At 60.6% G+C, this 15303-nt stretch carries 17 protein-coding genes; 11 read left to right on the forward strand and 6 right to left on the reverse strand.

Annotation, left to right across the window (positions count from 1 at the left end; genetic code table 11):
- Nucleotides 1-3: 3 nt before the first annotated feature.
- Complete coding sequence (locus tag BLW66_RS10130; protein ID WP_089947025.1) at nucleotides 4-951, forward strand: lysophospholipid acyltransferase family protein; 948 nt, start codon at nucleotides 4-6, stop codon at nucleotides 949-951.
- Here BLW66_RS10130 and BLW66_RS10135 read toward each other — a convergent pair.
- Together BLW66_RS10135 and acnA are read right to left on the reverse strand one after the other, a co-directional pair.
- Nucleotides 903-1607 carry a DUF1223 domain-containing protein gene (locus BLW66_RS10135; RefSeq protein ID WP_089947026.1) on the reverse strand — a complete coding sequence of 235 codons (705 nt, stop codon included), beginning with the start codon at nucleotides 1605-1607 and terminating at the stop codon, nucleotides 903-905. The two genes, BLW66_RS10130 and BLW66_RS10135, sit on opposite strands and share 49 nt — an antisense overlap.
- A gap of 220 nt (nucleotides 1608-1827) precedes the next feature.
- Nucleotides 1828-4596, reverse strand: a complete 2769-nt coding sequence (acnA, locus tag BLW66_RS10140) for an aconitate hydratase AcnA (RefSeq protein ID WP_089947027.1) — start codon at nucleotides 4594-4596, stop codon at nucleotides 1828-1830.
- Nucleotides 4597-4761: 165 nt separating this feature from the next.
- On the opposite strand from acnA, the gene ccmA reads away from it, so the two are divergent.
- The 4 genes from ccmA (at nucleotide 4762) to ccmD (ending at nucleotide 7043) form a co-directional block, all read left to right on the forward strand.
- Nucleotides 4762-5391 carry a heme ABC exporter ATP-binding protein CcmA gene (gene ccmA / locus BLW66_RS10145; RefSeq protein ID WP_089947028.1) on the forward strand — a complete coding sequence of 210 codons (630 nt, stop codon included), beginning with the start codon at nucleotides 4762-4764 and terminating at the stop codon, nucleotides 5389-5391.
- Nucleotides 5388-6044 carry a heme exporter protein CcmB gene (ccmB, locus tag BLW66_RS10150; RefSeq protein ID WP_089947029.1) on the forward strand — a complete coding sequence of 219 codons (657 nt, stop codon included), beginning with the start codon at nucleotides 5388-5390 and terminating at the stop codon, nucleotides 6042-6044. Before ccmA ends, ccmB begins: the two co-directional genes overlap by 4 nt.
- A 77-nt stretch (nucleotides 6045-6121) precedes the next feature.
- Complete coding sequence (locus BLW66_RS10155) at nucleotides 6122-6850, forward strand: heme ABC transporter permease (RefSeq protein ID WP_089947030.1); 729 nt, start codon at nucleotides 6122-6124, stop codon at nucleotides 6848-6850.
- A 31-nt stretch (nucleotides 6851-6881) separates the two neighbouring features.
- Nucleotides 6882-7043: a heme exporter protein CcmD gene (ccmD, locus tag BLW66_RS10160; RefSeq protein WP_394198290.1), complete on the forward strand. Its 162-nt coding sequence runs from the start codon at nucleotides 6882-6884 to the stop codon at nucleotides 7041-7043.
- 6 nt (nucleotides 7044-7049) lie between these two features.
- Here the strand turns inward: ccmD and BLW66_RS10165 are convergent, their stop codons facing one another.
- The 3 genes from BLW66_RS10165 to BLW66_RS10175 form a co-directional block, all read right to left on the reverse strand.
- Entirely contained in the window at nucleotides 7050-7547 is a 498-nt protein-coding gene (locus BLW66_RS10165; RefSeq protein WP_089947032.1) for a MarR family winged helix-turn-helix transcriptional regulator, read from the reverse strand.
- A 93-nt stretch (nucleotides 7548-7640) separates the two neighbouring features.
- Entirely contained in the window at nucleotides 7641-7919 is a 279-nt protein-coding gene (locus BLW66_RS10170) for a succinate dehydrogenase assembly factor 2 (protein ID WP_244508615.1), read from the reverse strand.
- Nucleotides 7916-8308 carry a helix-turn-helix domain-containing protein gene (locus tag BLW66_RS10175; protein ID WP_089947033.1) on the reverse strand — a complete coding sequence of 131 codons (393 nt, stop codon included), beginning with the start codon at nucleotides 8306-8308 and terminating at the stop codon, nucleotides 7916-7918. The genes BLW66_RS10170 and BLW66_RS10175 overlap by 4 nt, the downstream gene beginning before the upstream one ends.
- Before the next feature lie 91 nt (nucleotides 8309-8399).
- On the opposite strand from BLW66_RS10175, the gene BLW66_RS10180 reads away from it, so the two are divergent.
- From BLW66_RS10180 to BLW66_RS10205, 6 genes are all read left to right on the forward strand, one after another.
- Complete coding sequence (locus BLW66_RS10180; RefSeq protein ID WP_089947034.1) at nucleotides 8400-9602, forward strand: pyridoxal phosphate-dependent aminotransferase; 1203 nt, start codon at nucleotides 8400-8402, stop codon at nucleotides 9600-9602.
- A 318-nt stretch (nucleotides 9603-9920) separates the two neighbouring features.
- On the forward strand, nucleotides 9921-11333 hold the full coding sequence (locus tag BLW66_RS10185) for a tetratricopeptide repeat-containing sulfotransferase family protein (RefSeq protein ID WP_089947035.1): 1413 nt from the start codon (nucleotides 9921-9923) through the stop codon (nucleotides 11331-11333).
- 71 nt (nucleotides 11334-11404) lie between these two features.
- Nucleotides 11405-11770 (forward strand): hypothetical protein, encoded by a 366-nt coding sequence (locus BLW66_RS10190; protein ID WP_089947036.1) that lies wholly within the window; start codon nucleotides 11405-11407, stop codon nucleotides 11768-11770.
- Entirely contained in the window at nucleotides 11767-12372 is a 606-nt protein-coding gene (locus BLW66_RS10195) for a DedA family protein (RefSeq protein WP_089947037.1), read from the forward strand. The genes BLW66_RS10190 and BLW66_RS10195 overlap by 4 nt, the downstream gene beginning before the upstream one ends.
- A gap of 95 nt (nucleotides 12373-12467) precedes the next feature.
- A complete protein-coding gene (locus tag BLW66_RS10200; RefSeq protein ID WP_089947038.1) occupies nucleotides 12468-12875 on the forward strand; it encodes a hypothetical protein in 408 nt (135 codons plus the stop codon).
- A complete protein-coding gene (locus BLW66_RS10205) occupies nucleotides 12872-13798 on the forward strand; it encodes a hypothetical protein (RefSeq protein ID WP_089947039.1) in 927 nt (308 codons plus the stop codon). Before BLW66_RS10200 ends, BLW66_RS10205 begins: the two co-directional genes overlap by 4 nt.
- On the opposite strand, the gene BLW66_RS10210 is transcribed toward BLW66_RS10205, so the two are convergent.
- Nucleotides 13795-15150 (reverse strand): MATE family efflux transporter, encoded by a 1356-nt coding sequence (locus BLW66_RS10210; protein ID WP_089947040.1) that lies wholly within the window; start codon nucleotides 15148-15150, stop codon nucleotides 13795-13797. The two genes, BLW66_RS10205 and BLW66_RS10210, sit on opposite strands and share 4 nt — an antisense overlap.
- Nucleotides 15151-15303: the final 153 nt, after the last annotated feature.

Genomic DNA, 15303 nt, shown 5'->3' on the forward strand with positions numbered 1-15303 from the left:
CATATGGCATTAGGCAGTACAGCACAGGGGCGTCGCGGGATTGGCGAATTCGCCTCCTACTTGGCCATTCGTGGCATCATCGGTGTGGCCTTGGCCGTGCCGTACAAATGGCGCGTGCCCTTGGCGGGCTGGATTGTGTCGCGTGTGGTGGCTCCGCTAGCGGGCTACACCAAGCGGGTGCGCGATAACCTCGCCTACGTTTGCCCCGACCTGCCCAAGTCCGAAGTCGACCGCCTTGCCCGCGCGGTACCCGACAATGCGGGCCGCACCCTGATCGAGATTTATTCCGGCAAGGGCTTCACCGACCGTTTCAAGCATGCGCCGCTTACCGGCGACGGCGTGGCGGCCCTTCGGCAGGCCCATGCGGACGGTCGCCCCGTGGTGCTGGTCACGGGTCACTTCGGCAACTACGACGCGCCACGCGCCGCCCTGATTGCAGCGGGCTTCAATGTCGGCGCACTCTACCGCGAGATGAACAACGGCTTCTTCAATCCCCATTACGTGGCTGCCATCAGCACAGTGGGCACGCCGGTTTTTCCGCGTGGTCGTCAGGGATTGGCCGGATTAATCAAGTTCTTGCGAGCGGGCGGTATGGCCGGCTTCTTGATGGACCAATACATGTGGGACGGCGCGGACTTGACCTTCTTTGGCAAGCCCGCCCCCACCGCGCTGTCAGCTGCCGAACTGGCGTTGAAATACGACGCGCTGGTCATCCCCGTTTACGGCATACGCCAACCGAACGGCTTGGATTTTGAGGTGGTGTGCGAAGCGCCCATCGCCCATTCGACGCCAGCAGAGATGACTCAAGCCCTGAACGACTCGCTGGAGGCGCTGGTGCGCGAGCACATGGGTCAATGGTTCTGGATTCACCGCCGCTGGAAGCCAGAGCAGGCCGAGGTGCGTCAGTCGGCGCGCGCCGCCGCCAAGATGGGGCCAGACGATCCGTCCTGAATAAGCACAACGACCGGATTGTCGCCGGATACTTCGGTCTGGATGTTCAGGTCCGCGTCCCCTGTCCAGTCACCGATAGGCTCAAGGCTTTCGACAATATTGTGGTAGGTCACATCCATGCCAGCGTTCTCGCCACTGCGAATTTCTACCAGTTGTTCAGGCACATAGCGCACGATCTGCACCAACATTTTACCGGGCACGTCGCCCAACCGCTTCGCCGCGATGCGCAGTTTCCCCGCGTCCGTGCGTGTGACGGTTAAGGTAACGTTATCCGGTTTGGCCTTGTGGCGGTCGATAAGCTGCGCCAGCTTCATCGCCTTTGTTCCGACCAGTTCATCGGTGCCCGCAATCACCATCTGCGGCGTGTAGATCATCGTGCTGTTGCTCGCATGCGCGTATCCGCGCTGACGATCCGCGTTGGCCTTGCTGCCAAACTGGTCTTCCCAGCCAAGATAATCCCAGTAATCCACGTGAAGGCTCAGCGCGATCACGTCCTCACGGTCCGCCAACTCCCCCAACAGCGCATCGGCCGGCGGGCAAGACGAGCATCCCTGAGAGGTAAACAATTCGACAACGACCGGCCCCCCTGCGACCGCAGAACCGGCGCTGGCGAAAGTCATCGTAGCAATTGCTGCAACTGAGAGGCGTTTGATCATGTCATACTCGGTGTGGTGAATGGGTATTTCCGTAAGCTAGGCTGTCACGGCATCCGGTGCCAATCAAGCCTTTGCGAGCGGCGCGTGACGCGCGGCAGATTAAAGTGTGTAGCCACCCACAAACCCTACCGGCTGATCTGCCAAAGGCAAGATATACCAGCATAAAAAAGGCCCGCCGCGAGGATATCGCGGCGGGCCAATTGTTACGTGGCGTCAGAGATTACGACGCGGCAAGGTCACGCAGGACGTAGTGCAGAACGCCACCATGCTCGATGTATTCTTTCTCGATCGCAGTATCGATCCGGCATTTCAGCGTGATGTTCTTCACGGTGCCGTCCGCCATAGTGATCTCGCAAGGCACTTCGGACAATGGCTGCAAGTCGCCTTCCAGCCCCGTGATGTTGACCGTTTCGTCACCCGTCAGGCCCAGCGTCTTGCGGCTGTCACCACCAGTGAATTCGAACGGAATCACGCCCATGCCAACAAGGTTGGAGCGGTGAATACGCTCGAAGCTTTCCGCGATTACGGCTTTGACACCCAAAAGTGCTGTGCCCTTAGCCGCCCAGTCACGCGAGGAGCCCGCGCCGTACTGCTCACCACCGAAGACAACAAGCGGTGTGCCCGCGTCCTTGTACTCCATCGCCGCGTCAAAAATTGACGCCTGCTCACCGTTTGGCCCTTTGGTGTAGCCGCCTTCAACGCCGTCCAGCATCTCGTTCTTGATACGGATGTTGGCAAAGGTGCCGCGCATCATGATCTCGTGGTTACCGCGACGCGAGCCGTAGGAGTTGAACTCCCGCGGGGCGACTTGGCGATCAATCAGATACTTACCAGCTGGGCTGGTCTGCGCGAACGAGCCCGCAGGGGAGATGTGGTCGGTCGTAATCATGTCACCCAACACCGCCAGAACTTTCGCCCCTTTGACGTCTGAAATAACACCCGGTTCCGCGCCCATATCTTGGAAGTATGGCGGGTTTTGGACGTAGGTCGATGTCGCGGGCCAGTCGTAGGTCAGGCTGTCCGTGGTTTCGACGCCTTGCCACTTCTCGTCACCCTTGAACACATCCGCGTATTTTTCTCGGAACGCGGCGCGGGTCACGGTTTCTTCAACCAGATCAGCCACTTCTTTGGAGGTTGGCCAGATGTCTTTCAGGTAGACGTCGTTGCCGTCTTTGTCTTGGCCCAGCGGATCTTTCGCGATGTCGACATTCATGTCACCCGCCAAAGCGTAGGCCACAACCAACGGTGGGGAGGCAAGGTAGTTCGCGCGAACGTCAGGGCTGATGCGGCCTTCAAAGTTGCGGTTGCCCGACAATACGGAGGTCGCGATCAGGTCGCCCTCGTTCACGGCTTCCGACAGTTCCGGCGCGATTGGGCCGGAGTTCCCGATGCAGGTTGTGCAGCCGTAGCCCACAAGGTTGAAGCCGATGGCGTCCAGATCCTCTTGCAGGTTAGCCGCCTCAAGATAGGCCGAAACCACCTGAGAGCCGGGCGCCAGCGAGGTTTTCACCCAAGGCTTGCGGGTCAGACCCAAGGCGCGGGCCTTCCGTGCCACCAAACCGGCCCCGATCATAACATAGGGGTTCGATGTGTTGGTGCAGGAGGTGATCGACGCGATAACGATAGAGCCGTCATGCAGGCGGTAGTCCGCCCCTTTCACGGGGTAGGATTTATGGTGGCCCAGATCGCCGGGAATGCTTGTCGGGGCAAGCTGGCCGCCCTCGTCCGCCCATTCCTTTTTCTCTTCAGCAGGCGCACTTTTCTCTGGGCGTTGGCCTTTGATGTAGTCGCCAAATGCCGACGCCGCTTTGTCCAGTGCGATGTAATCTTGCGGGCGTTTCGGGCCGGAGATGGCCGGAACGATGGTGCCCATATCAAGGCTCAGCGTGTCGGTGTAGACGGGTGCGTAATCCGCGTCGCGCCAGAAACCGTTCTCTTTCGCGTAGGCTTCAACCAGCGCGATGGTCTCTTCCTCGCGGCCGGTGTTGTTCAGGTAACGCAGGGTTTCCGCGTCGATCGGGAAGAAGCCACACGTCGCGCCGTATTCCGGTGCCATGTTGGCGATGGTCGCACGGTCCGCCAGCGGCAGATTGTCGAGGCCCTTGCCGTAGAATTCCACGAACTTACCAACCACGCCCTTCTCGCGCAGCATTTCGACGACCTTCAGCACAAGGTCGGTCCCTGTGGTGCCTTCCATCATCGCGCCTGTCAGCTCGAAGCCCACAACCTCTGGGATCAGCATGGAAATCGGTTGCCCCAGCATCGCAGCTTCGGCCTCGATACCGCCAACACCCCAGCCCAAAACGGCCGCGCCGTTGACCATGGTTGTGTGGCTGTCCGTACCAACCAGCGTATCAGGATAGGCCACCAGTTCACCCGCTTGGTCAGTGTCGGACCATACGGTTTTAGACAAATACTCAAGGTTTACTTGGTGACAGATGCCCGTGCCCGGTGGCACAACGCGGAAGTTGTTAAAGGCACTTTGGCCCCATTTCAGAAAGGTATAGCGCTCAAGGTTGCGCTCATATTCACGGTCCACGTTCATCTGAAACGCGCGCGCGTTGCCGAATTCGTCGATCATAACGGAGTGGTCGATCACCAGATCGACAGGGTTCAGCGGGTTAATCTTCTCTGGGTCGCCGCCAAGGTTCTTCAGGCCGTCGCGCATCGCGGCCAGATCAACCACCGCAGGCACACCGGTGAAGTCCTGCAGCAGAATACGCGCGGGACGGTAGGCGATTTCTTTGGGGTTCTTGCCGCCTTGCTTGGCCCAGTCGGAAAATGCCTTGATGTCGTCGACATGTACCGTTTTACCATCTTCAAAGCGCAGCATGTTTTCCAGCACCACTTTCAGCGCGGCTGGCAGCTTCGAGAAGTCGCCCAAACCGGCCTCTTCAGCCGCCTTGATTGAGTAATAAGCAAAGGTTTTGCCACCGGCACTCAGGGTGCGGCGGGTCTTGGCGGTGTCTTGTCCGACGACGATAGGCATAGCTGGGACTCCCGATATGATCATGGAAATTGGTATCTGGCGCGGTGATGCCTCAAGTTTTACAGGCGATCAAGGGGGCAAACCGCCGTTCTTGTCGTTTTTGTATACTATTGCATACATTTTTACCTGTTTTCGCCGCCGAGCCGATGCGCTAGGCCATAATTGATGAATTTTTCTGTTGAAAATCTGGCCTGCAGACGGGGCGACGTGACGGTACTGACCGGCGTGACATTCAGTGTGGCAGAGGGCGAAGCCTTGGTTCTACGCGCGCCAAACGGCGCCGGAAAGACAACGCTGCTACGCTGCTTGGCAGGGCTGACGCCGCCTGTGAGCGGCGCGCTCCACTTCTCGCCGGAGGATGTCGCCTACGCCGCGCATGCGGACGGCCTGAAGGCACAGTTAAGCGTCGAGGAAAACCTACAGTTCTGGGCCGACATATTCGGCACCCGCGACATAGCGCCCGCCGTCGACGCCTTTGAGCTGAGCAGCCTTCTGTCTCGCCGCGCACAAGACCTCTCAGCGGGTCAAAAACGCCGCCTCTCCCTGTCGCGCATGGTGCTGACCGGCCGCGCAATTTGGGCGCTGGACGAGCCTACGGTGTCGCTTGACGTGGAGAACGTCGCGCGGTTTTCGTCCGCTGTCACGCGGCATCTGGCGCAGGGCGGCAGCGCCGTTCTGGCGACACACATCGACTTGGGCCTGCCAACCGCGCGCACGCTGGACCTCTCGCCGTTTCGCGCAATCTCGCAAGATGCGCCCTCTGACGATCCGTTTTTGGACGGGGCGTTTCAATGATTGCCTTGCTACAACGCGACCTGAAGCTGGCCATCCGCGCGGGCGGCGGCTTTGGCCTTGGTCTCGCGTTCTTCCTGATCCTTGTCGTGCTGGTGCCCTTTGGTGTCGGTCCGAACTCCGATATCCTGTCGCGCATCGCGCCTGGCATCTTGTGGGTCGGCGCGTTGCTGTCTTGCCTGCTGTCGCTCGACCGCATTTTTCAGCTCGATTATGAAGACGGCACATTGGATCTGCTGGCGACGGCCCCCCTGCCGCTGGAGGCTGCGGCGACGCTGAAAGCTCTGTCGCATTGGCTGGTGACGGGATTGCCGCTAACACTTGCCGCGCCACTTCTTGGGGTTTTGTTAAACATGCCAAGCGAGGCCACATTGTGGCTCGTCGCTTCGCTCGCGCTTGGAACACCGGCGCTGTCGATGCTGGGCACCTTTGGCGCAGCCCTGACTGTGGGCCTAAAGCGCGGCGGTTTGCTGATTTCCCTACTGGTGCTGCCCCTCTATATGCCTACGCTGATTTTTGGCGCGGAGGCTGTGCGCCGTGGGACAGAAGGCCTGCCAACGGGAACGGCCTTGGCCTTCCTCGCGGCGATCACCGCAGGCTGCGCGGCGCTCTTGCCTTTCGCCTCCGCCGCGGCACTGCGGATGAACCTGCGCTAGCGGCCCCACACAGACGTGACATTTGGCCCGTCGCAAAATCCATTGCCCCGCGCCGGAGCATCCCATAACAGTGGCACATGTCGATCTGGGAATACGCAAATCCAACCCGCTTCATGCAGACCTCTGGCAAGCTTTTGCCGCTGGTGTCTGTATTGTCCTTCGCGTGCCTGATCGTCGGGCTGGTTTGGGGGTTCTTCTTCACGCCTGACGATTACCGCCAAGGCTCTACCGTGAAGATCATCTATCTGCATGTGCCCAGTGCGCTGATGGCGATCAATGCTTGGATGATGATGCTGGTCGCCTCGCTGATCTGGCTGGTGCGCCGCCACCATGTCTCCGCACTTGCCGCCAAGGCCGCAGCGCCTGTCGGGCTGGCGATGACCCTGATCGCGTTGATCACTGGCGCCATCTGGGGGGAGCCGATGTGGGGCACCTATTGGGCGTGGGATCCGCGCTTGACGTCTTTTCTGATCCTGTTTTTGTTCTACCTTGGCTACATGGCCCTTTGGGCCGCGATCGAAAATCCGGACACCGCCGCCGATCTGACGTCAATTCTGTGTCTTGTGGGATCTGTCTTCGCATTGCTGTCGCGTTACGCGGTAAACTTCTGGAACCAAGGGCTGCACCAAGGCGCGTCACTGTCGCTGGACAAGGAAGAGAACGTGGCCGACGTGTTTTACTTCCCGTTGTTGGTATCTATCGCTGGCTTCGTGCTGCTGTTCTTGGCGCTTGTTCTACTGCGCACGCGGTCCGAAATTCGCCTGCGCCGCGCCAGCGCTCTTATTTCACGCGAGCGGTTGAGCTAACCTTACCCCCGCCCTTATCTTAGGATGCATCATGCCTGATCTTGGAAAATACGCCGACACCGTTCTGTCCGCCTATGTTATCTCCATCGCGATCCTGATCGGGCTTGTCGCACTGTCGGTTTGGCAGTCGCGGCAGTCGCGCGCCCGTCTGGCCCAGATCGAGGCACGTCGCAACGCTGCGCCACCCCGCTGACGCCACCTAGTAGATATACCTGATCTGGTCCGACCAATATCGCTCCATCCGGTGCAGCGAATGGTTGATCGTGTCGATCCCGTCGTTCCCAAGGATGCCCTTTTCTTCCAGCCCCACCGCGTGACGCTCAAAAAGATCAGTTACGTGACTGCGCACGGCGCGGCCCTTTTCGGTCAGGCGCACCCGTACCGACCGGCGATCAATTTCGCAGCGTTGATGGTGCATATACCCCATCTCCACCAGCTTCTTCAGGTTGTAGGACACGTTGGAGCCTTGATAGTAGCCGCGCGACTTCAACTCGCCCGCAGTTACCTCGTTCTCCCCGATATTGAACAGTAACAAGGCCTGCACAGAGTTGATATCCAGCACGCCCAGCCGTTCAAATTCGTCCTTAATCACGTCCAGTAACAGGCGGTGCAGCCGTTCGACCAGCGCAAGGCTTTCCAGATACCCCGCCATAAAAACACGGGCCTGGGGACTGGCGACAGGGTTGTGCATGCTCATTTGTTTTCTCCGACTGCTAATGCTCGCAAATCGGAAATAGGCCCCAAACCCCAAATAAACGGTTAAATGGCCACGGATTTTTATAAATCTGGCTTAAAAGATCTTCGACTCTTTGACCGCCCGCGCGATCAACGCCGCAAATTTTGGCGGCGCGTCGGACTGGCCGGACGCCCATTGGTACATGTCGTGATCGCTTTCGCTCAGCATTTCGTCATAGAGCGCCAAATCCGTGTCTGACAACCCGTCCAGCCCGTGCGTGGCAAAGCCCCCAAGGATCAAATCCATCTCCTTGATGCCGCGCCGCATCGAGCGCAGTTTGAGCCGCCGCAGCTTGGTTTCGCGCAGCTCGTCGATGGGGCCTACTTCGTTCATTCCGGTGCCCTCAGCAGCTTGCCCAACTTCTTCTCCAAACGGCCTAAGTGGTCCGAAAGGCGGCTGAATTCGGCCTTCGTACGGCGCAATTCAAGCAAGATGTCTTTCACGTCACCCGTCAGCTCAACCTCGCCTGCGGGGGAGTTCAGCCCCTCGCCCTCGGCGGTCAACAGCCAGCGCATCGACACATTCAAAATGCCAGACAGCATGGACAGGCGGTTGGCGCGGGGTTCGTCCACATCGTCTTCCCAGCCGCGAATCGTCTTAAGCTTTACACCCAGCTTCTTGGCCAGTTCTTCCTGACTTAGCCCCTGCGCGTCCCGCGCGGCGGCAACCCGATCCCCGAACGTCGCATTGTCGTTGCTGAAATAGGTATCGTCGTCGTGCATGTCGAACTCCTGAAAAGGCGTTATTGCTTGATTGCGCTTGGTGCTATCCGTAAGACCCTCGTGTCCATTATTCAACCAGACGAGGCGTCACATGTCCTTTCTCTCCGAGACCCTTTCGCGCGTAAAACCGTCCCCGACCATTGCAGTCACCCAAAAGGCGGCGGAGCTGAAGCGCGCTGGCAAGGACGTGATCGGCCTTGGCGCAGGGGAGCCGGACTTCGACACGCCGCAAAACATCAAAGATGCGGCGATTGCGGCGATCAACGCGGGTAAAACCAAATACACCGCCCCCGACGGCATCCCGGAGCTAAAAGAGGCGATTTGCGCCAAGCTGAAGCGCGACAACGGGCTGGACTACACCCCCGCGCAGGTCAGCGTCGGCACCGGCGGCAAGCAAATCCTCTATAACGCCCTAATGGCCACGCTGAACGAGGGCGACGAGGTCGTGATCCCCGCCCCGTACTGGGTGTCCTATCCTGACATGGTACTGCTGGCTGGCGGCACGCCGGTCATCGCGGAGGCGTCCATTCAGACCAACTTCAAGCTGACCGCAGACCAGCTGGAAGCAGCTATCACCGACAAGACCAAGTGGCTCATCTTCAACTCGCCATCAAACCCGACTGGCGCGGGCTACACCAAGGCGGAGCTGAAAGAGCTGACCGACGTGCTGTTGCGCCATCCGCATGTCTGGGTGATGACCGACGACATGTACGAGCACCTTGCCTATGACGACTTCGAGTTCTGCACCCCCGCCGAAGTGGAACCCGCACTCTATGACCGCACGCTGACCTGCAACGGGGTCTCCAAGGCCTACGCCATGACCGGCTGGCGCATCGGCTACGCCGCTGGCCCCGAGAAGCTGATCGCGGCAATGCGCAAGATCCAGTCGCAATCCACCTCCAACCCCTGCTCCATTTCGCAGTGGGCTGCGGTGGAGGCCCTGAACGGCACGCAAGACTTCCTTGCCCCCAATAACGAGACCTTCAAACGTCGCCGCAACATGGTGATCGAGATGCTCAACGAAGCCGAGGGCATCTCCTGCCCGACGCCAGAGGGCGCGTTCTACGTCTACCCGTCAATCGCGGGCTGCATTGGCAAGACCTCCCCAGCGGGCACGAAGATCGAAAACGATGAGATTTTTGCCACCGCCCTGCTGGAGGAATCCGGCGTCGCGGTCGTCTTCGGCGCGGCCTTCGGCCTAAGCCCCAACTTCCGCGTCAGCTACGCCACGTCGGATGAAAACCTGAAAGAGGCTTGCACGCGCATTCAAAAGTTCTGCGCTGCACTGACCTGAGCACACTCCCTCGGTGGGCGGATTTCTGCCCACCGAAACCTCACACAAAGTTGATGTTCGCGCGATATCCTTTGTTTTCTGCCCCTTACCTGATGCACCGCTTCTTTGCACACCCGCTGTGCAGATTTGCCGCATGACGGCCGCGTCTTTTCACTGCATAAACACACTGAACTGAACAGTATAGTTCCTTGTGAGTTCCCGCGTGCAATGTACTGCGCTTGGGCTGATTTCTGAATTCTAAACTGTGTGATCCCAACAGGTTACACGACGCTTTGCGCTGCCCAGCGCAGGCCCTCTCTAGCTATTGGACCAAGCCCCGTGGGACAATTTGACAACGCCGTACATGATGCCCGCCAGCAAGCCGCCAACGGTGATTTGATTGGCGCGCTAGGTGCTGCCAACCGCGCGCTCATGCAGATGCCGCAGGATCAGAACCTGAAGCTGTTCCGCGCGCGTCTGCTTCACGCCCTCGGGCGCGACACCGAGGCACTCGCCGACCTCAAGCCCTTCACCGCGGGCCCGATGCCCGCGCAGCTGGCGTTGTTTGTGGCAGAGGTTGCAGAACACGCGGGCGCACTAAAGCTGGCGGAAGACGCCCTCGGCCAAGCGCTCCCAACCGCCAAAAAGCCGGCCACCCTACTGGCCAAACGCGCCGTGTTGCGCCAGTCGCTTGGCGCGTTCGAGGCGGCCCAGAAAGACCTGCGCGACGCCATCAAACGATCCCCCACCGACGGGGAGCTATACCGCCTGCTGGGCAGCATGCACCGCTTTAAAGCAAACGACCCGTTGTTGAAGAAAATGCAACAGGCCCGCCGCAAAATTCCAGCAGGCTCCGCCGCTTCCGCCCATCTGGAATTCGCCATCTCCAAGGCCTTAGACGATCTGGGTGACTACGACCGCTCCTTCAAGCACCTGACGCAAGCCAACGCCACTATGCGCAAGCTGCACCCCTACAGCGCGCAGGTGCGTGACGATCAGTTGGCGCGCTACAAACAAGCCCTCTCCACACTCCCCCACGCGCCCGCCGCGACGGCGAGTAAGGCCGCGCCGATCTTCGTGACCGGCTTGCCGCGCTCCGGCACAACGCTTGTCGAACAAATCCTGTCCGCGCATCCCGACGTTACCGGCGGCGGCGAAATGGCGATCTTCGGCGGATTGATGCGCGAAACCTTGGGCGATCCGGCAGGCGACGCCCCCCTAGATCTAACGCAGGAAACTCTGTCGAAATTGGGCCACGCCTACGCAGATGCCGTTGCCATGCGCCATCCGAGCGCAAGCCGCGTCACCGATAAATCAATCCAGACCGCGTCCTACGCAGGCGCGGTGGCGGCTGCCCTGCCAAATGCCCGCATCATCGTGGTGCGCCGTAATCCCCATGGCAACGCGCTGTCCCTGCTGCGGCAGGTCTTCCAACCCGGCAAGCAGCTGTTCAGCTACAACCTAAAAGATATCTTGCGCTATCAGCGCGGCTTTGATGATATGGTCGCCTTCTGGCAAGCAACGCTGCCAGACAGGGTTCACGTGGTCGAATATGAAACGCTGGTACGCGAGCCGGACGCCACCACGCGCGCCCTACTGGACATGGCAGACCTGCCATGGGACGACGCCTGCCTGCATCCCGAAGACAACACGCGGGCGGTTCAAACACTCAGTGCGGTCGCCGTGCGCAAACCTATCTCCACCGATGCCGCCGACAAATGGCGCCGCTACGCCAGCCACCTAGGCGCCTAAAGCGCTGGACGCGGGCACGGCATTCTGCTCTGTTTCAGGCTCGCCCCACGCCCGGATGAAGGACCGCACAGATGGCGCAGAAAGCCGACGCACATGACAAGGACGTTGTCCTCCTGCGGCGCGTGCTCATCGGCGTGTTGGCGGTGGCCCTGCTGGGGGCTGTGGTCTTCGGGGTCCGTGCCTTGGCGTCATTCGTCTACTGGCACGATGAGGCTCATCAATCTCAGCCGATTGCCGGTTGGATGACGCCGCGCTACGTCGGCAAGTCTTGGCAAGTCCCGCCCGAGGTCATCGCAGACGCCTTAGCGCTCCGGTTGGAGGCTGGCACGGGGCGCACTCCCCTCACCGAAATTGCTAAGGCACGTAACCAAGACCTCAGCGTGATTATCGACACGCTGCAAGCGGCTATTGACGCCCATCTGGCAACCCGCCCATGACCGAAGTTTTCTTCGGGCTGGTCGCAAGCTGGGGTTTGATTGTCATCGCCCTCTCCGCCTATTTCTCATGCCTTGCGGTGCCAGTGCCCACGTCGGCGGTGATGCTGGCGGGCGGCGCTTTCGCGGCGGCGGGGGATTTGGTCCTTTGGCAGGTCTGCACCGTCGCCTACCTCAGCGCGCTTGCGGGCGATCAGACCGGCTTTCAACTGGGCCGTTGGGGCGGCAAATGGCTCTCAACGCGCGTCGCCGCGATGCCAAAACGCGCGGCCCTTTACGCAAAGGCCCAAGGCGCGATCAGCCGCTGGGGCGGCGCCGCCGTGTTCTTCAGCACATGGGCGGTTGCGCCCTTGGGGCCGTGGGTCAACTTCGCGGCAGGGGCCGCAGGCTACGATGTGTGGCGATTTACCCTTCTTGATGCCTTGGGCGAGGCGATTTGGGTCAGCATATATATCGCGCTCGGCTACAGCTTCGCATCTAATCTGGAGGCCTTGGCCAGCCTTGTGTCGAACTGGGGCGGGTTGATCAGCGCCATCGTTGTCGCCGCAGCAGCCGCCGCCGCATTGGTCCGTTTGGGCAAAAAGCGCGGCGGGCGGTCAGCTTAACCGCTGCTCCAATTGGTATAAAAACCGTATTTCAGACGCGCTTATGCTGTGCTAGCGTCGCCGGACAAACCAATAATGCGGGTTAAACCGAACATATGTCAGCCGAGCTTCCAGAGTTTTATTTCAGGGTCCGTGAGAATGGTGCAACCGTGTTCAGAGTTGATACCGAGAACCGACAACGCCGCATCGAGATGTCCGAAATTGCGATGGCCAACATCCGCAACGGACAGATCAAACCCCACGGCGACCACGAGTTATCCGAGGAAGAGCTGGAGGTCATCCAAGACTGGATGAACGAGCGCCTTGCCGTGATCGCGACCCGAGACATTGATGACATCTACCGCGCCATCGACTACCTGAACCTGACCACCCACTGGGCGCAAACTCGCGCCGAGGAGGACCAGCTTGAAGAAGTCACCGACGCGCTTTTGCTGGCCATGCATGACCTGCGCACGGTGCTCGTACGCAAGAAGGCCGACCGGTTGATGAAAGGTCGGGAGTGATCTGGCCTTTCCGGCAAACCTCTCAGCCACCAGAAACCCGCCTCTGGACCCACCTTGATGCCTGCGGCATCCCGTTTCGCGCCCCATTATCCGAATGGGCGACCGAGATGCATCTGACGTCCTGCGGATGGTGCCACGGGTTGGACTACTGCATCCCTGACGCGCAAGCGTCCTTCGTACCATGCCTTGATGCCCCCCTGCGCGCGCAGGTCTCGCCCGATACCAATCTGGACGCGCCGCCCGATTACCTGTGGGGCGCGGTGCGTGGCACGGGCGATTTGCGCCTCAACTACGCCAAGGCCATCGCCGCGCTGACCAAAACCTTCGGCAACGGCGCGGAATGCAGCACCGCAACCAGCGTTGCACGGCGGTGGGACATCGGGCTGGCCCGCATCACATGCACCGTTCACCCGCCGCAGCACCTGACAGGCACGCCGAGCCCGCGCCATCAAATGTTCCCCGAAACCGTGCATGAGGCGCAGATCGCGATCTATCCGGCATGGCGTCCCGTCCTGTCCAAACGGGTCGCTATGGAATGCGCGACGGCCAAATCCGTCTGGGCCATGCCAACCGCGCAGCGCCCCGTCCGCATCGCGATCACAGGGGCCAGCCACGATTGGCCGACGGGGATAACACCATTGCCCGTGGGGCTGGCGTGCTCCGACGCAGGGGCGCTGTTGGTGATCAAATCTCCGCACATCTTTGACCGCTATTCGGACGGTCGGTTGCGCGGAATCGTACTGTCGCGCGGCGCAGATGGTGCGCGCCTCTACGCCAATGTCACTGTAACCACCCGCGACGGCCCCGCCACCGCGCGCCGTGCCGTGGCCCATGATCCCTCCGGCCCAGACAAGCTTGATGCTGTCGCGAAGAGCTTGTCAGCGCGGCTGAATCTGCCGATGGACGTCGAGACCGACGCCTAGCCTGCGGCCTCGCGCAATTCCCGCAGGCGGTGAACGTAGCGCCACCACAGGGCGGCAGATGCAAACAGCAAACCAATCACCAGCCCCAGCCACACGCCAACGCCGCCAAAGCCCAACATTACGCCCAGCACATAGCTGGCCGGAATGCCAAGGCCCCAGTAGCTGATCGCCGCCGCATACATCGGCCAGCGCGTGTCTTGCATGCCGCGCAACAGCCCCAAGGCCATCACCTGCCCCGCATCGACCAGTTGGAACAAGGCGGCCACCGCCAGCAAGCTGGCACCAATGACCAGAACCGCGTCGCGATCCGCGCTCTCTGGGTCAAGGAAACCCGTCATCAGCAGGTCGGGCACCGCAAGGAAGGCGATCGTCGCCAACACCACAGCGCCGAACGACAGCAGCACAACCGCCTGCGCGCCCACCGCCAGCCCGCTCCAGTCCTTGCGCCCCATGGCGCGGCCCGCGCGCACGGTGGCGGCTTGGCTTAGCCCCACGTGGATCATGAACGTCGCGGCGGTGATTTGCAGCGCAATGCCATGCGCCGCCAATGGCAAGGTGCCAATCAGCCCGATAATCAGCGCAGAGGCCGAAAACATCCCGCTTTCCGCCAAATTCGTCAGTCCGATAGGCCAGCCCAGCCTGAACACCTCGCGAAACGCTTCGGGGTCAGGCCGCCAGATGCGTTGAAACAGCACATGCTCGCGCGTCGCAGGTCCACGCACCACGTAAAGGCTCAGCACACCCAAAGTTATAGCCTGAGAAATCACCGACGCAATCGCCGCCCCGCGCAGCCCCAACTCCGGCATCCCGAGGTTGCCGAAGATCAGGGCGTAATTCACCAAAACGTTCAAAAACACCGCCATGATTGTCACCCACAGCACAACGCCCGTGCGCTCCAGCGCGGCGAGGTAGCTTTTGATCACCATGACCAGCAGCGCCGGAAACAACCCGAACCCCGCGATCCGCAGATACTCCTGCGCCAAGGCTGATAGCTCTGGATCTTGGCCCAAGCTGCGCAGCAGCGGGTCCGACCAAACCATCAACGGCAAGAACAACAGCGCGTAGAGCACCGACAGCCACAGCCCCATGCGGGTCACCCGCCGGATGCGGGTGCTGTTGTCGGACGCCGCGGCTTCCGCCACCATCGGCATTACCGCAAACGAGAACCCCGCGCCCATGATGAAGACGACAAAGAAGAACGACGTCGCCAACACGCTCGCCGCCAGCGCGGTGGTGTCATACCAGCCCAGCATGATCGTATCGACCATCTGCACGGCAAACTGCGCCAGATGCGAGCCGACAAGAGGCAGTCCCAACACGAGGACGGCGCGAAGATGTTGTGTGAATGTCATGCAAAAAGCCTTAGGCCGATGCGGCCCCTAGGGCAAACCAAATAGAGCGGCAGCGGCCGCACCTCGGGTGTGCATTGCCAAACACTTGCCGCGATTGCGCCGCGTGGCGGCTTTATTCCTTGTGCAGACAGGGCATCGTAAAGTCTTGGTCCG

This window comes from Litoreibacter albidus (assembly GCF_900107015.1).
In the GTDB taxonomy this organism is placed as follows: domain Bacteria; phylum Pseudomonadota; class Alphaproteobacteria; order Rhodobacterales; family Rhodobacteraceae; genus Litoreibacter; species Litoreibacter albidus.

Excerpts from the sequence above, each read along its gene's own strand:
- BLW66_RS10175 (WP_089947033.1), bottom strand. The coding sequence starts at position 8,308 with ATGCACGACGACGATACCTATTTCAGCAACGACAATGCGACGTTCGGG.
- BLW66_RS10190 (WP_089947036.1), top strand. The coding sequence starts at position 11,405 with ATGGCGCAGAAAGCCGACGCACATGACAAGGACGTTGTCCTCCTGCGG.
- BLW66_RS10195 (WP_089947037.1), top strand. The coding sequence starts at position 11,767 with ATGACCGAAGTTTTCTTCGGGCTGGTCGCAAGCTGGGGTTTGATTGTC.
- ccmB (WP_089947029.1), top strand. The coding sequence starts at position 5,388 with ATGATTGCCTTGCTACAACGCGACCTGAAGCTGGCCATCCGCGCGGGC.
- BLW66_RS10200 (WP_089947038.1), top strand. The coding sequence starts at position 12,468 with ATGTCAGCCGAGCTTCCAGAGTTTTATTTCAGGGTCCGTGAGAATGGT.
- acnA (WP_089947027.1), bottom strand. The coding sequence starts at position 4,596 with ATGCCTATCGTCGTCGGACAAGACACCGCCAAGACCCGCCGCACCCTG.
- BLW66_RS10130 (WP_089947025.1), top strand. The coding sequence starts at position 4 with ATGGCATTAGGCAGTACAGCACAGGGGCGTCGCGGGATTGGCGAATTC.
- BLW66_RS10210 (WP_089947040.1), bottom strand. The coding sequence starts at position 15,150 with ATGACATTCACACAACATCTTCGCGCCGTCCTCGTGTTGGGACTGCCT.
- BLW66_RS10170 (WP_244508615.1), bottom strand. The coding sequence starts at position 7,919 with ATGAACGAAGTAGGCCCCATCGACGAGCTGCGCGAAACCAAGCTGCGG.
- BLW66_RS10165 (WP_089947032.1), bottom strand. The coding sequence starts at position 7,547 with ATGAGCATGCACAACCCTGTCGCCAGTCCCCAGGCCCGTGTTTTTATG.
- BLW66_RS10155 (WP_089947030.1), top strand. The coding sequence starts at position 6,122 with ATGTCGATCTGGGAATACGCAAATCCAACCCGCTTCATGCAGACCTCT.
- ccmD (WP_394198290.1), top strand. The coding sequence starts at position 6,882 with ATGCCTGATCTTGGAAAATACGCCGACACCGTTCTGTCCGCCTATGTT.
- BLW66_RS10180 (WP_089947034.1), top strand. The coding sequence starts at position 8,400 with ATGTCCTTTCTCTCCGAGACCCTTTCGCGCGTAAAACCGTCCCCGACC.
- ccmA (WP_089947028.1), top strand. The coding sequence starts at position 4,762 with ATGAATTTTTCTGTTGAAAATCTGGCCTGCAGACGGGGCGACGTGACG.
- BLW66_RS10135 (WP_089947026.1), bottom strand. The coding sequence starts at position 1,607 with ATGATCAAACGCCTCTCAGTTGCAGCAATTGCTACGATGACTTTCGCC.